Here is a 14,687-nt window from a genome sequence, read left to right as displayed (position 1 = left end):
ACCCGGCCGCCGGGCTCAGCCGCCGGAGGTGTCGAGCTCGGCCTCCGCGGACGGCACCGCGCAGTCGTACGGGTCGTCCAGCCACCCCGCCGGCAGCACCACCCGGGTCGCGCCCGAGCTGCGGCCACGCGGGCCGTCGGCGCTGTCCGGCCACGGCTGGTCGTGGTCGATCCGGCTCAGGTGCTCCTCCAGCTCGCTGAGCGAGGAGGTGGTGGCCAGCGCGTTGCGCAGCTCGGAGCCGACCGAGAAGCCCTTGGTGTACCAGGCGACGTGCTTGCGGAAGTCGACGACGCCGCGCTTCTCGTCGCCCAGCCACTCCCCCAGCAGCTCGGCATGGCGGATCATCGTCCGCGCCACATAGCCGAAGTCCGGCCGGGCGTAGTCGACTTCGCCCTCGAAGACGCTGACCAGCTCCTTGAAGAGCCACGGCCGCCCCAGGCAGCCGCGGCCCACCACCACGCCGTCGCAGCCGGTCTCGCGGACCATCCGGACCGCGTCGTCCGCCGACCAGATGTCGCCGTTGCCCAGCACCGGGACGTGGTCCGGCACGGTCTCGCGCAGTCGGGCGATGGCGGACCAGTCGGCCTGGCCGCTGTAGTGCTGGATGGCGGTGCGCCCGTGCAGGGCGATCGCGGCCACGCCCTCCTCCGCGCCGATCCGGCCGGCGTCGAGGTAGGTGATGTGGTCGTCGTCGATCCCGACCCGCATCTTCATGGTGACCGGCAGGTCGCCCGCGTTGCCCACGGCTTGGCGCAGGATGTCGCGCAGCAGGTTCCGCTTGTACGGCAACGCCGAGCCGCCGCCCTTGCGGGTCACCTTGGGGACCGGGCAGCCGAAGTTGAGGTCGATGTGGTCGGCCAGGTCCTCCTCGGCGATCATCTTCGCCGCGCGGCCGACGGTCTCCGGGTCGACGCCGTAGAGCTGGATCGACCGCGGCTGCTCGCTCGGGTCGAAGTGGATCAGCTGCATGGTCTTGGCGTTCCGCTCGACCAGCGCCCGGGTGGTGATCATCTCCGAGACGAAGAGGCCCTTGCCTCCGCTCTGCTCCCGGCACAGCGTGCGGAACGGGGCGTTGGTGATCCCCGCCATCGGCGCGAGCACGACCGGGGGCCACACCTCCAGCGCGCCGAGGCGCAGCGGAGCGGCGGTGGCGGGAGCCACCGGCGTGGCGGTGTCCGTGCTGGTCATCCGGGCGGTCCTTCGCTTGGTCGGACGTCCGGCGGACGGGCGGGGCCGGACAGAACCTCTATTGTCCCACCGCCGCCAGCTGCGCCACGCGGGCCGTGGTCACCGGGTCCGCCGGGATGTAGGTGATCATGCGGTAGCCGGGACGCGGACCGAGCCAGAGGTTGGTGTACTCGAAGTTCAGCAGGCCGACCTCACCGTGGAGGAAGCGCTTGGTGCCCTCCGCGGTGGCGGTGACGTCGTGGTGCTCCCACGCCGTGGCGAACTCGGGCGAGGCCAGCTGCAGGCGCTTGAGCAGCGACTTGTACTTGGGCTCGGCCACGTGCTCGGCCAACGCGACCCGGAACTTGGCGGTCATGCCGCGCGCCGCCGTCTCCCAGTCGACCAGCAGCGTGCGCCAGCCGGGATCCGTGAAGGCCAACCACAGGAGGTTGCGCTCCTCCGGCTCGAACCGCTCCAGGCCGCCGCAGAGCGCGGAGTAGACGTCGTTGAAGCCGATGATGTCGAACCGTGCGTTGAGCACCACCGCGGGCATCGGCGAGAGCTGGTCGAGGACCGCGCGGACCGGCGGCGTGACCACCGGGCAGTCCCGGGGCGAGCCGGTCGGGTCCGGGGTGCCGGCCAGCGAGAACAGGTGCTGGCGTTCCACCTGGTCCAGCAGCAGACCGCGCGCGATCGCGTCGAGCACCTGGGCCGAGACCTGGATGTCGCGTGCCTGCTCCAGCCACGTGTACCAGGTGACGCCGACCGCGGCGAGCTGTGCGACCTCCTCGCGGCGCAGCCCCGGCGTGCGGCGGCGGCCGATGCTGGGCAGACCGACCTGCTCGGGCGAGATGCGCTCGCGGCGGCTGCGCAGGAACGCGCCGAGCTCGCGTCGTCGCAGCTCGTCGGGCCGGAGGGGCCTGACGGGCGGCAGGACGAGTTCCAGGCTGGACACCGGTGCGGTACTCATGTATTCCAGGATGCGCCTGTATTCATCCCGTTGCCAGGTACTCCGAGTACCAGGATAAGCAGACCCTGGTACCAGGCTACGGCGAGGCGGACAGTAGTCCCCGTGAGCATCCACACCACACCCCAGCAGACCCGAGCCTCCGGGCCGACCCAGACCACTGCTCCGGACCGCCCCCTTGCTGCCGCGCACCCGCGGCTGAGCACGCTGGGTCTGGTCACCGTCCTGCTCGGCGCGTTCCTGCCGATGCTGGACTTCTTCATCGTCAACGTGGCCCTGCCGACCATCGACCACGACCTGTCGGCCGGACCGGCGACTCTGGAACTCTTCGTCGCCGGCTACGGCATCTCCTACGCGATGCTGCTCGTCCTCGGCGGACGCCTCGGCGACCTCTACGGCCGCAAGAAGCTGTTCGTCGCGGGGGCACTGCTCTTCGGTCTCACCTCGCTGGCCTGCGGTCTGGCGCCCACCGCGCTGGCCCTGGTCGTCGCCCGCGTCGCGCAGGGCGCGTCCGCCGCGCTGATGCTGCCGCAGGCGCTGGCCACCATCCAGGCCGCCACCGAGGGTGAGCGCAAGGCCAAGGCCATGGGCATCTACGGCGCCGTCGGCGGCATCGCCGTGGTGATCGGCCAGGTGCTGGGCGGCGTGCTGCTCTCGGCCAACCTGTTCGGTACCGGCTGGCGGTTCATCTTCCTGGTCAACGTCCCGTTCTCGCTGGCGGCGGTGCTCCTCTCGTTCCGTTCCGTCCCGGAGACCCGCTCGGCCAACCCGGCCCGCGTCGACGTCCCCGGCACCGTGCTGCTGGCGGCGGCGCTGCTGGCGCTGCTGGTCCCGCTGATGGAGGGCCGCTCGCTCGGCTGGCCCGTCTGGACCTGGGTGCTGCTGGCCCTGTTCCCCTTCCTGTTGGCCGGCTTCGTGCTGGTCGAGCGGCGCGGTGAGCGGGCCGGGCAGGTGCCGCTGATCCCGATGACGCTGCTTCGGGTGCGCGGCCTGCGCCTGGGCCTGACCATGGCCGTCCCCTTCTTCACCGGCTTCGGCGGCTTCATGATGGTGATGGCCGTCGCCCTCCAGGTGGGCCTGCACGAGGGCCCGATCTCGTCCGGTCTGGCCATGGTCCCGATGGCGACCGGCTTCTTCGTCGCCTCGCTGGCCGGTCCGCGACTGCTGGCCCGGTTCGGTTCCCGGGTGATCGTCACCGGCGCGGTGATCCAGGCGATCGGCCTGGCCGTGCTGACGGTGACGGTGTTCCAGGACTGGAACGGCCTGAGCCCGTGGACGCTGCTGCCCGGTATGGCGATCGCGGGCACCGGACAGGGTCTGGTCATGCCGCCGCTCATCCGGCTGGTGCTGAGTCAGGTCCCGCTGGAGCGCGCGGGCGTGGGCGGCGGCATCCTGGCCACCACCCAGCAGTCCTCGCTGGCCCTCGGCGTCGCCACGCTGGGAACGCTCTTCCTCTCCCTCTCCCCCTCGATGGGCATGCACGACGCGCTGGCCCTGGTGCTGGGCCTGCAGTTCGTGGCGACCTTCGTGGTCATCGCCCTGTCGACGCGACTGCCGCGCAAGGTCGGGTGAGCCACGATGAGCAGCCCTGTGGATAACCCTTGGCGACCTGTCAGTGGGTGCTGCCAGGATCTCTCCCATGAACGCGAACGAGACCCCGGTCAGCGAGAACTCGGCCCACGACCACCCGGCACGAGCCCGTAGCCGGGAGCAGCTGGCGGCCCTGGTCGCGGCGGGAGCCCGCCCTAAGTGGCTGATGTTCTGGGGGCATCGGCCGCAGAAGGACGGTTCCGTCGGACCGGGGTCGCTGAGTCAGTGGTGGCCCTGCCGCTTCACCGTCGACGGCGTCGAGTACCGCAGCGCCGAGCACTGGATGATGGCGGCCAAGGCGCGCCTCTTCGGTGACGAGGCGTCGGTCCCGGCGATACTCGCGGCCCGCACACCGGCCGAGGCCAAAGTGCTGGGCCGCAAGGTCTCCGGCTTCGACGAGGAGCGCTGGGCGGCCGGGAGGTTCGAGCTGGTGGTGCAGGGCAACATCGCCAAGTTCGGCCAGGACGAGGCGCTGCGCGCGTACCTGCTCGGCACGGGCAACCGGGTGCTGGTCGAGGCCAGCCCGGTGGACCGGGTCTGGGGCATCGGCCTCGCCGCCACCGACGACGCGGCCAACGCCCCCGACCGTTGGCGTGGCCTCAACCTGCTGGGCTTCGCGCTGATGGAGGCCCGTGAGCGGCTGGCCTGACCCGTTCGCCCAGCGTCAGCGGTAGCCGATGGCGACCTCACCGCTGGTCGACGAGGTGGTGACGGTGTCGACCGCGCTGGTGGAGCTGAGGCCCGGGTCCACGTCTGCCGGCCCGCTCCCGGCGGTGCTCACCACCCGGTACTGCGTGCCGCGCGGCAGTTGGACGTCGAGCGCGCCCGAGGTCACCCCGGCGGTGACGGTGGCGGGCGGCGCGGCGAAGTCCAGCGTGATCGCGCCTGAGGTCGCCGTGGCCGCGACGTCGTCGGAGAGCAGGGCATTGGCCGTGATGGCACCGCTGTCCGCCCGGGCGGACACCTGCCCGGAGACGCCGTCCGACTCGATCGCGCCGGAGGCGGTCTGTACGTCCACCGGTCCGGCCATCTGCTTGACGGTGGTCGCGCCCGAGTCGCTGACCGCGTGCACCGAGGCCGTCGGAGGCACGGAGATGTCCAACTCGACGCTGCACCCACCGCCGGTGAGGAACTTCGCGCTCTTGCAGTCGGCCTGGATGCTGAGCATGCCGGTCTTCGGGTCGAAGCTCTGCGACACATGCGGCCGGTCGGTGAACCAGCGCAGGTTCTCCGTGACCTGTGCCTGGCCGCCGGGCCCGGGCTGGATGACCACCGCCGCTCCCGGCGCGACCACGTCGACGGCGGTGACGGTGTCGTGGGGGTAGCTGCGGACGTCGGTGGCCTGCTGCTGCACCAGCAGGCTGACGACGAAGCTCGCGGACAGCCCGACCACGACCAGCGTCGCCAGCCCGTACCAGAGGCCGCGCCGCGGCGTCACGAGCCGTCCCCCGACTCCAGGAACCGGAGCACGGCCTTGACTCGGCGGTGTTCTCCGTCCGTCGGAGCCAGCCCGAGCTTCATGAAGATGTTGTTGATGTGCTTGGCCACCGCGCTCTCGCTGACCACCAGCCCCCGCGCGATCGCCTGGTTGGAGCGGCCCTCCGCCATCAGCGACAGGACCTCCCGCTCACGCGGGGTCAGTTGGTCCAGCGGCCCGCTCTGGCGGCGCAGCAGCAACTGCGACACCACCTCGGGGTCGAGTGCGGTCCCGCCCGCGGCCACGCGTTCCAGCGCGTCGAGGAAGTCGTCGACATTGGCCACCCGCTCCTTGAGCAGGTAGCCCACGCCCCGGTTGTTGCCGGTCAACAGGTCGGCGGCGTAGCGCTCCTCGACGTACTGGGAGAGCAGCAGCACCGGCATGGCCGGGTACTGACGGCGGATCAGCAGCGCCGCCCGCACGCCCTCGTCGGTGAAGCCCGGCGGCATCCGCACGTCCGTGACCACCACGTCCGGTGTGTGTTCGTCCACCGCCGTCAGCAGCTGCTCGGCGTCGTTGACGGCGGCCACCACCGTGTAGCCCACGGCCTCAAGGACCTTGACCAGTCCGGCCCGGAGCAGGACGGAATCCTCGGCGATCACAGCACGCACGGAAGCTCCACAATCAGGGTTGTCGGGCCCCCGAGGGGGCTGGTGATCTGCAGGGTCCCGTCCACCGACGCGGCGCGCTGGCGCAGCCCGACCAGGCCGCTCCCCTTGGCCGGGTCCGCCCCGCCCACGCCGTCGTCGGCCACGGTGACGACCAGGCCTTGTCCCTGCGTCCGCACGGTGACCTCCGCCCGCGAGGCCCGGGCGTGCTTGGCGATGTTGGCCAGTGCCTCGGACACCACGAAGTACGCCACCGCCTCGACCGCCGGGTCCGCCCGGCGGTCCATCCGGACGTCCAACCGGACCGGCAGCGGCGCCCGCGCCGCGATCCCGGAGAGCGCGGCATCCAGGCCCCGGTCCTCCAGGATCACCGGGTGCAGGCCGCGGACCAGGTCGCGCAGCTCGGTGATGGCGGCCTGTGCCTCGTCGTGCGCCTCGTCGATCACGGTCATCGCCCGCACTGCCTGCTCCTCCGGCGGGAGGTTCTTCAGCGTCCGGCGGGCCAGCCCGAGATTCATCGCCAGCGAGACCAGCCGCTGCTGCGCACCGTCGTGCAGGTCGCGTTCGATCCGGCGGCGCTCGGCGTCGGCGGCGTCCACGACCTCGGCCCGGCTCTCCGCCAGATCCTCGACCCGGCGGGCCAACTCCCGTACCCGGTTCGGCCCGAGCAGTCCGGCGGCGGCGCGGGTGTCCGCCCACCGCCCGAGCCATGCCAACCACGGCACCACCACCAGGGCGAGCGCCCCGAGGACGATGCCCAGGGTCACACCGTGCTTGGTCAGCACCGTGTGCGAGCCTCGCGGCAAGGCCCAGTACCAGGCCGGGACGCTGACCAGCACCCACCCGGCGGCCCAGACGAAGAGCACACCCACCGCGTAGACCGCGACCAGCGCGTTGACCAGCAGGTGGTAGAGCACCTGCCGCCAGGTCGTCTCGGCGACGATCCACCGCCAGCGCGGCTCGGGCGCGGGAATGGCCGGGATCTCCAGCTTCAGCAGCGAGGCGAACCGGCTGCGCTGAATCAGGGTCAGCCAGGGCAGCAGCACAAGCACGAGCGCCGGGACCAGGACCCCGGTGACGCTGCTCGGCCCGCTCACGAAGACGGCGGCCGGCACCAGGGTCGGCAACACCGCCGTCGCGAGAAAGGCGATGTCGCGCAGACCCTGGCGCCCGTAGGGGGCGAAGAGGGTGCGCACCGCCGTGCGGGTCGCCGTGAGGAGGGGCATGCGCCCAGGTTAGAGGGCGAAGATCGGCTGGCGCTCTGAACCCTGAGACCGTCTCAGGGTGTACCTGGCACCACCCCCGATTCGGGGTCGCACGCTACCGCGCCGGCAACCCTGCTCCGCCACTGTGGAGTTCGACGGTGGCAGCGAACTGGCACCGAACATTGGGAGGGCACCGTGGGCAGCTCCGAACTCAGCGCGCTGGACCTGGAGTTCCGCGGCCTGCGCCTGCTCGACTCCCCTTGGTCGGTCCGCTTCGCGCGGGGCACGCGGGGACGCCGCGCGCTGGAGATCTACAACAACGGCCTGTTGCTGGACGTGATGGTCGAGTCCGCCTTCGCCACCCACCTGCTGCGCGGCGCCCGACGCGGCGAACGCGACGGCGTCCGCTCGGTCCTGGCCTGGGGACACGTTCCGCGAGGTGGCGAGCCACCGCAGGTCCTCTTCGCGAGGGGCAGCAGGCACGTGACGAGCAAGGTCAGCGCGGAGGCGATCACCACGGCGGGCGGCTTCTGGCTTGCGCTGGGCACGCCGTGCGTCGCGGACCGGGTCGCGGCGACGAGCGCGGCCGGGATCACCGAGCAACTGCGGGTCCGCGCGGGCTGGTCGCGATAGCGAACAGGGGCGCGGGGAACTGCGCGAACAACCACCCTGTCGGGATGGCCCTGTTCGCTGAGCGACTCACCACACACGGTGGCTTGTCGCGCAGTTCCCCGCGCCCCTGGCGGAGTGCAACGACTAGGTAGTGCAACGACCTCTACGAGCGAAGAATCAGCAGCCGATGAGCCGCGGCGCCAGGAACTGCTGCACCTGGTCCAGCGACACGCGCGTCTGCTCCATGGTGTCGCGCTCCCGGATCGTCACCGCGTTGTCCTCGAGGGTGTCGAAGTCGACGGTGATGCAGAACGGCGTGCCGATCTCGTCCTGGCGGCGGTAACGACGCCCGATCGCACCGGCGTCGTCGAACTCGACGTTCCAGTGCTTGCGCAGGTCCGCGGCGAGGCCGCGCGCCTTCGGCGAGAGGTCGGCGTTGCGGGACAGCGGCAGGACCGCGACCTTGACCGGGGCCAGACGCGGGTCAAGGCGCATGACGACGCGCTTCTCCATGACGCCCTTCGCGTTCGGCGCCTCGTCCTCGCGGTAGGCGTCGATCATGAAGGCCAGCATGGCGCGGTTCACACCGGCGGCCGGCTCGATGACGTACGGGTACCAGCGCTCGCCGGCGTCCTGGTCGAAGTACTTGAGGTCGACGCCGGAGGCCTCGCTGTGCGAGGCCAGGTCGTAGTCGGTGCGGTTGGCGATGCCCTCCAGCTCACCGAACTCGTTGCCACCGAAGTTGAAGCGGTACTCGATGTCCACCGTGCGCTTGGCGTAGTGGGACAGCTTCTCCTTGGCGTGCTCGTAGAAGCGGATGTTCTCCTCGCGCAGGCCGAGCCCGGTGTACCAGTCCCAGCGCTCCTGCAGCCAGTACTCGTGCCACTTCTCGTCCTCGCCCGGCTTGACGAAGAACTCCATCTCCATCTGCTCGAACTCACGCGTACGGAAGATGAAGTTGCCCGGCGTGATCTCGTTGCGGAAGGACTTGCCGGTCTGGGCGATGCCGAACGGCGGCTTCTTGCGCGAGGTGGTCTGCACGGCGGCGAAGTTGATGAAGATGCCCTGCGCGGTCTCCGGGCGCAGGTACGCCAGGCCGGCGGCGTCCTCGGTCACACCGAGGTGGGTCTTCAGCATCCCGGAGAACTGCTTGGGCTCGGTGAACTGGCCCTTGGTGCCGCAGTTCGGGCAGTTCACGTCGGCCAGGCCGTTGGCGGGCAGGCGGCCGTGCTTGGCCTCGTACGCCTCCTCCAGGTGGTCGGCACGGTAGCGCTTGTGGCAGGAGGTGCACTCGGTCAGCGGGTCGTTGAAGGTGGCGACGTGGCCGGAGGCCTCCCAGACCTCGCGGGCCAGGATCACCGAGGAGTCCAGACCCACCACGTCCTCACGCCCGGTGACCATCGCCCGCCACCACTGACGCTTGATGTTCTCCTTGAGCTCCACGCCCAGCGGCCCGTAGTCCCAGGCGGCACGCTGACCGCCGTAGATCTCACTGCAGGGATAGACGAAGCCACGGCGCTTGCTCAGGCTGACGATGGTGTCGATCTTGTCGGCGGCCACAGTGCTCTCTTCAGGTACGACGAAGGCGGTCAAGGATGGATTTCCATGCACGCGGATACCACAGGCTACCGGCCCTCGCGGGGGACGTTTCACATCGATGGTCGCGCGTTCGCGGTGGAGATTTCCAGCCGGTCGGCGGCCCGGGAACACCGCCTCATCCGGAAACGTCGTCCGAAAGCCCGTCCGGGACCTCGTCCGAAAGCTCATCCGCCGCCTCATCCGCAGGTACGGCGCTGTCGACGGCCCGAACTGGCAGAATGGCGGCGGGGAGACTCCTTGGAGCCGCCCCGCCCACCCTGTTTCCCTTCCCGCCCCATCCGTTCGAGAGCCGCAGGAGAGCCGGTGACCCCCGCGAACACGTCGTCCCCCGCCCGGTCGACCCGTCAGCGCACCGCCGTTGCCTCGCTGCTCGCGGAGATCGACGACTTCCGCAGCGCGCAGGAGCTACACGACCTGCTCAAGCACCGGGGCGACTCGGTCGGCCTGACCACGGTCTACCGCACCCTGCAGTCGCTCGCCGACGCCGGGGAGATCGACGTGCTGCGCACCGACGACGGCGAGGCCGTCTACCGCCGGTGCAGCAGCGGTCACCACCACCACCTGGTCTGCCGCTCCTGCGGCCGGACGGTCGAGGTGGAGGGCCCGGCGGTGGAGCGCTGGGCCGAGGGCGTGGCCGCCGACCACGGCTTCGTCGACGTGGCCCACACCCTGGAGATCTTCGGTACCTGCGCCGACTGCGCAGCTCAGGCGGCTTCGGCGCAGGCGCAGGCTCAGGCGTCTTCCGAGGCCTGAGCAGGCACGCTCGCCAACTCGCTCGGGCCGGTGTCGTCCGAGGCGGCATCCGACTCCGCGCTCGACTCCGCGCCCGACACCGCGTTCGGCAGCGCCCCGCCGTAGCGGCGGTCGCGCATCGCGAACTCCTCGCAGGCCCGCCACAGGTCGCGCCGGTCGAAGTCCGGCCAGAGCACGTCCTGGAACACCATCTCGGCGTAGGCGGACTGCCAGATCAGGAAGTTGGACGTGCGCTGCTCACCGCTCGGGCGGATGAAGAGGTCCACGTCCGGCATGTCGCGGTGGTACATGTAGCGCGCGAGGGTCTTCTCGTTGACCTTGGACGGGTCCAGCCGACCCTCGGCCACGTCCTTGGCCAGCGCCGCCGCCGCGTCCGCGATCTCGGCGCGACCGCCGTAGTTGACGCACATGTACAGCGTCATGGCGTCGTTGTCGCGGGTCATCTCCTCGGCGACCTGGAGCTCCTGGACCACCGACTTCCACAGCTTCGGCATCCGGCCGGCCCAGCGGATCCGGATGCCCATGGCGTTCATCTCGTCGCGGCGGCGGTGGATGACGTCACGGTTGAAGTTCATCAGGAAGCGGACCTCGTCGGGCGAGCGCTTCCAGTTCTCGGTGGAGAAGGCGTAGAGCGAGAGGTTCTTGACTCCCAGCTCCAGGCAGCCCCTGAGCACGTCGAGGACTACGCCCTCACCGACCTTGTGCCCCTCCGTGCGCGGCAGGCCGCGCTCCTTGGCCCAGCGCCCGTTGCCGTCCATCACGATGGCGACGTGCTCCGGGACCAGCTCGCCCGGGATCTTGGGCGGCCGGGCACCGCTCGGGTGCGGGGTGGGCGGGAGGTACTCCCGGGTCCGCCTGCTGCCGAAGAGTCCGCGCCGTGCCGTAGCCATGTGCCCCTGCTTCTTCTCTCGGTACTTCGTGTTCTCTCGGTACTGCTCGGTACTGCTGGGTACTGCTGGGCGTGCCTGCTCGTACTCCTGGGCGTGCCTGTCAGTGGGCCACGTACTTGAGGGAACGCAGACCCCGCTCCAGGTGCCACTGGACGTAGGCGGCGACCAGGCCGCTGCCCTCACGCCGGTGGCGCGGCTCACACGCGTCCGCGGTCGCCCAGTCGCCGGACAGCAGCGCGCCGAGCAGCTCCAGTGTCTCAGGGGAGGGTACGACACTCCCCGGTACCCGGCAGTCACCGCACAGGGAACCGCCGGTCTGCACCGAGAAGAACCGATTCGGCCCGGGAAGGCCGCACTTGGCGCAGGCAGCGAAGGAGGGCGCGTACCCGTTGACCGCGAGCGACCGGAGCAGGAACGCGTCCAGCACCAGGTGCGGCTCGTGGTCCGCGCCTGCCAGGGTCCGCAGCGCGCCGATCAGCAGCAGGTACTGCTGGACCGCGGGCTCGCCCTCGTTCTCGGTGAACCTCTCGGCGGTCTCCAGCATGGCCGAGGCGGCGGTCCACCGGTCGTAGTCCACGGCTATCCGGCCGCCGTAGGGCGCGATCGTCTCGACCTGCGTGCAGAGCGCCAGATGCCGACCGACCAGCTCCTCGCCCCGGCAGAAGAACTGCACGTCGACATGGCTGCACGGCTCCAGCCGGGCGCCGAACTTCGACTTCGTCTTGCGCACACCGCGCGCGACGGCACGGACCCGGCCGTGCTCCCGGGTCAACAGGGTGATGATCCGGTCCGCCTCGCCCAGTTTCTGGGTGCGCAGCACCACTCCGTCATCCCGGATCAGACTCATGGGACCATTCTGGACCCTGCTGGAGACCTACCGGTTCAGGAGGCCTAACGGTTCAGGAGCGCGGGGTCCGGGCGGCGGCGGCCAGGGTGGCGTCGATCTCGTCGCTGCTGAGCCCGAGGCACTGCCCGACCGCCCGCAGCGTGGCCCGCTCGTCGGGCCGGTAGGGCCCGTCGGCGAGCGCGATCACCGCGCCCTGGGTCAGTAGCCGGGTCAGCCCCGGCCCGAGCAGGTGCGGCGCGAGCGGCTCGATCGCGGTGTGCAGTTCGACGACGAGGGCGCTGCCGCAGCCACAGAGTTCGCCGAGCAGGTCGTCCCCGTCCTCGTCCAGGTCTGCGCCGCCCTCCCCGTCGCCCTCGCCGTCCGACTCGGCCATCCCGGCCAACCCGGCCAACCCAGCCAGCAGCCCGTCCGCGTCCAGGTCCGTGAAGCCCGCCTCGCGCAGCCCCGCCAAAGCCGCGTCCCGCACCGCGGGCGCGGCGGAGTCGCCGCCGGACGCGGCCAGGACCGCGAGCGCGACGGCATGGTGGGCGTTGCGCAGCATCGACAGCAGCTGGCTGGAGGTCGGATGCGCCAGGGTGTCCAGCCCGTAGCGCGCCCGGCACGAGGTGCACTGGAGCGTCGCGGCCGCCCGCCGCAGCGGCAGCAGCGGGATCCCCGCCACCCGCAGCCAGTTCCGCCCGCGCTGTCTGCGGTAGTTACGGTCGCCTCCGCAGGCGAGGCAGTAGAACTCCCCAAGAAGCTCGGTGTGCCACCGGGCTGAGACAGCGACCACGTGCGTCACGGCGCGCTCCCGACTGCGTCGGCCGACCTCGATGTCGGTTGACCAAAGATGCTGCCACGCGGATGACGGCCTGTCAGTACCCCGGGAACGCTTTGGGACGGCAGGTCTCGGGCCTTGTGTCGCCCCGCCCGGACGCGCACCAGGGGCGCGGGACCGCGCGGTGTGCGGGATCCCACGCCCCTGGTGCGGGCGTACGTACGGGGTGACTACCGCTGTGCGCGGTTGACCGCAGAGACGATCGCCTTGATCGACGCGCGGACGATGCTGGTGTCCATGCCGACGCCCCAGACGACCTTGCCGTCGACCGCGCACTCCCAGTACGCCGCGGCGCGGGCGTCCGCGCCCTGGCTCATGGTGTGCTCCGCGTAGTCCAGGACCCGTACGTCGACGCCGACCTGGGCCAGCGCGGCGACGAACGCGTCGGCCGGGCCGTTACCCGTGCCGGACAGGGTGATGTCCGCGCCGTCGACCGTCGCGTCCACGGTGATGGTGTCGGTGCCGTCGGCCGTCGAGGACGCCTGGTGCGAACGCAGCTGGATCCGGCCCCAGGGGGTCGCCGGGGTGGGCAGGTACTCGTTCTCGAACGAGTCCCAGATCTGCGTCGGGGTGACCTCGCCGCCCTCGGCGTCCGTCTTGGCTTGGATGATCCGCGAGAACTCGATCTGCATCCGGCGCGGCAGGTCCAGGCTGTGGTCGTTCTTCAGGACGTAGGAGACGCCGCCCTTGCCCGACTGGCTGTTGACCCGGATGACCGCCTCGTATGAGCGACCCACGTCCTTCGGGTCGATCGGCAGATACGGGACGCCCCAGGTGTGCTCCCCGACCGGGTGGCCCGCCGCCTTGGCGTCGGCCTCCAGCGCGTCGAAGCCCTTCTTGATCGCGTCCTGGTGCGAACCGGAGAAGGACGTGTAGACCAGGTCGCCGACGTACGGGTGGCGCTCGGCGATCGACATCTGGTTGCAGTACTCCCAGGTGCGCCGGACCTCGTCGATCTGCGACAGGTCGACCTCGGGGTCGACTCCCTGCGAGAACAGGTTCAGCGCGACGTTGACCAGGTCCAGGTTGCCGGTCCGCTCGCCCTGCCCGAACAGGCAGCCCTCGACGCGGTCGGCGCCGGCCATCACGGCCAGCTCGGCGGAGGCGACACCCGTACCGCGGTCGTTGTGCGGGTGGGTGGACAGCGCGACGAACTCGCGGCGCGACAGGTTGCGCGACATCCACTCGATCTTGTCGGCGTAGACGTTCGGCGTGGAGCGCTCGACCGTGGTCGGCAGGTTCAGGATGATCTCGCGGCCCTCGCCGGGCTGCCAGACGTCCATGACGCCCTCGCAGACGTCCAGTGCGAAGTCCAGCTCGGTGTCGATGAAGATCTCCGGCGAGTACTGGTAGCCGAAGATCGTGTCGTCGCCCAGGATCTTCTCGGCGTACTCCATCACCAGACGGGTGCCGTCGACGGCGATCTGCTTGATCTCGTCCTTGGAGGCGTGGAAGACCACCCGGCGGAACAGCGGCGAGGTGGCGTTGTACAGGTGGACCGTGGCCCGGGGCGCGCCGCGCAGCGACTCCACCGTGCGCTCGATCAGCTCCTCGCGGGCCTGGGTCAGGACGGAGATGGTCACGTCCTCGGGGATCGCGCCCTCCTCGATGATGGAGCGCACGAAGTCGAAGTCGGTGGCGCCGGACGAGGGGAAGCCGACCTCGATCTCCTTGTAGCCCAGCTTGACCAGCAGGTCGAACATGGCCCGCTTGCGCGCCGGCGACATCGGGTCGATCAGGGCCTGGTTGCCGTCCCGCAGGTCCGTGGACAGCCAGCGCGGCGCCTTGGTGATGACCTTGCCCGGCCAGGTGCGGTCCGGCAGGTCGACGGCGCCGAACGGTACGTAGCGCTGGAACGGCATCCCCGAGGGCTGCTGCCGGACGGTCGCGGCGGTGATCGGGGTGGGGCGCTCGTTGAAGGGCTGCTGGGTCATGGTGGGTTCGTCTCCTGTGGCGTCTGTCGCTCCGAGAGGCGGCCGACGAGCTGCGGAGTCACAAACGCGCAGCACCCACCCCCGCGGCGAGGGAGTCGGCCTCGATCAACTCGGGCCCTCGCCGCGGCAGCTAAGAAGAAGCAGCCCGTAACGCATGATGCAGCCCAGAGTAACCCAACGACTTCGCGACACCGAGTTCATGAGGCGAGCGTTCCGCTCTG

At 70.7% G+C, this 14,687-nt stretch carries 14 protein-coding genes; 4 read left to right on the top strand and 10 right to left on the bottom strand.

Going from position 1 to position 14,687, the window contains the following annotated elements; translation table 11 throughout:
• Nucleotides 1-15 precede the first annotated feature (15 nt).
• Both dusB and ABH928_RS07800 read right to left on the bottom strand, forming a co-directional pair.
• Nucleotides 16-1,188, bottom strand: coding sequence for a tRNA dihydrouridine synthase DusB (gene dusB / locus ABH928_RS07805; RefSeq protein ID WP_370063505.1), 1,173 nt, complete (start codon nt 1,186-1,188; stop codon nt 16-18).
• A 58-nt stretch (nt 1,189-1,246) separates the two neighbouring features.
• The gene (locus ABH928_RS07800; RefSeq protein ID WP_370063503.1) at nt 1,247-2,137 is read right to left on the bottom strand and encodes a helix-turn-helix transcriptional regulator; all 891 of its coding nucleotides are present in this window, start codon (nt 2,135-2,137) and stop codon (nt 1,247-1,249) included.
• 102 nt (nt 2,138-2,239) lie between these two features.
• Between ABH928_RS07800 and ABH928_RS07795 the strand changes: the two genes are divergently transcribed.
• Together ABH928_RS07795 and ABH928_RS07790 are read left to right on the top strand one after the other, a co-directional pair.
• The gene (locus ABH928_RS07795; protein WP_370063501.1) at nt 2,240-3,706 is read left to right on the top strand and encodes an MFS transporter; all 1,467 of its coding nucleotides are present in this window, start codon (nt 2,240-2,242) and stop codon (nt 3,704-3,706) included.
• Nucleotides 3,707-3,773: 67 nt separating this feature from the next.
• Complete coding sequence (locus ABH928_RS07790; protein ID WP_370063499.1) at nt 3,774-4,373, top strand: NADAR family protein; 600 nt, start codon at nt 3,774-3,776, stop codon at nt 4,371-4,373.
• A gap of 15 nt (nt 4,374-4,388) precedes the next feature.
• On the opposite strand, the gene ABH928_RS07785 is transcribed toward ABH928_RS07790, so the two are convergent.
• The 3 genes from ABH928_RS07785 to ABH928_RS07775 are packed head-to-tail and all read right to left on the bottom strand — an operon-like array spanning nt 4,389 to nt 7,035.
• Nucleotides 4,389-5,162, bottom strand: coding sequence for a DUF4097 family beta strand repeat-containing protein (locus ABH928_RS07785; protein WP_370063497.1), 774 nt, complete (start codon nt 5,160-5,162; stop codon nt 4,389-4,391).
• Complete coding sequence (locus ABH928_RS07780) at nt 5,159-5,812, bottom strand: response regulator transcription factor (protein WP_370063495.1); 654 nt, start codon at nt 5,810-5,812, stop codon at nt 5,159-5,161. The genes ABH928_RS07785 and ABH928_RS07780 overlap by 4 nt, the downstream gene beginning before the upstream one ends.
• Nucleotides 5,800-7,035, bottom strand: a complete 1,236-nt coding sequence (locus ABH928_RS07775; protein ID WP_370063493.1) for a histidine kinase — start codon at nt 7,033-7,035, stop codon at nt 5,800-5,802. Before ABH928_RS07775 ends, ABH928_RS07780 begins: the two co-directional genes overlap by 13 nt.
• A gap of 174 nt (nt 7,036-7,209) precedes the next feature.
• Between ABH928_RS07775 and ABH928_RS07770 the strand changes: the two genes are divergently transcribed.
• Nucleotides 7,210-7,647, top strand: coding sequence for a hypothetical protein (locus tag ABH928_RS07770; RefSeq protein ID WP_370063491.1), 438 nt, complete (start codon nt 7,210-7,212; stop codon nt 7,645-7,647).
• A gap of 156 nt (nt 7,648-7,803) precedes the next feature.
• Here the strand turns inward: ABH928_RS07770 and ABH928_RS07765 are convergent, their stop codons facing one another.
• Nucleotides 7,804-9,186 carry a glycine--tRNA ligase gene (locus ABH928_RS07765; protein WP_370063808.1) on the bottom strand — a complete coding sequence of 461 codons (1,383 nt, stop codon included), beginning with the start codon at nt 9,184-9,186 and terminating at the stop codon, nt 7,804-7,806.
• A gap of 342 nt (nt 9,187-9,528) precedes the next feature.
• On the opposite strand from ABH928_RS07765, the gene ABH928_RS07760 reads away from it, so the two are divergent.
• On the top strand, nt 9,529-9,978 hold the full coding sequence (locus ABH928_RS07760; RefSeq protein ID WP_370063489.1) for a Fur family transcriptional regulator: 450 nt from the start codon (nt 9,529-9,531) through the stop codon (nt 9,976-9,978).
• Here the strand turns inward: ABH928_RS07760 and ABH928_RS07755 are convergent.
• The 4 genes from ABH928_RS07755 to leuA form a co-directional block, all read right to left on the bottom strand.
• Nucleotides 9,957-10,868: an isoprenyl transferase gene (locus ABH928_RS07755; RefSeq protein ID WP_370063487.1), complete on the bottom strand. Its 912-nt coding sequence runs from the start codon at nt 10,866-10,868 to the stop codon at nt 9,957-9,959. The two genes, ABH928_RS07760 and ABH928_RS07755, sit on opposite strands and share 22 nt — an antisense overlap.
• Nucleotides 10,869-10,968: 100 nt before the next feature.
• Nucleotides 10,969-11,715: a DNA repair protein RecO gene (gene recO, locus ABH928_RS07750; RefSeq protein WP_370063485.1), complete on the bottom strand. Its 747-nt coding sequence runs from the start codon at nt 11,713-11,715 to the stop codon at nt 10,969-10,971.
• 52 nt (nt 11,716-11,767) lie between these two features.
• Nucleotides 11,768-12,496 carry a TerB family tellurite resistance protein gene (locus ABH928_RS07745; protein WP_370063483.1) on the bottom strand — a complete coding sequence of 243 codons (729 nt, stop codon included), beginning with the start codon at nt 12,494-12,496 and terminating at the stop codon, nt 11,768-11,770.
• Nucleotides 12,497-12,702: 206 nt separating this feature from the next.
• Complete coding sequence (gene leuA, locus ABH928_RS07740; protein ID WP_370063481.1) at nt 12,703-14,466, bottom strand: 2-isopropylmalate synthase; 1,764 nt, start codon at nt 14,464-14,466, stop codon at nt 12,703-12,705.
• Nucleotides 14,467-14,687 lie beyond the last annotated feature (221 nt).

It is taken from the genome of Streptacidiphilus sp. MAP5-3, from assembly GCF_041262505.1.
Taxonomy (GTDB): domain Bacteria; phylum Actinomycetota; class Actinomycetes; order Streptomycetales; family Streptomycetaceae; genus Streptacidiphilus.
Note: the sequence above shows the minus strand (reverse complement) of the source record. Positions and strands in the feature narration are given on the sequence as shown.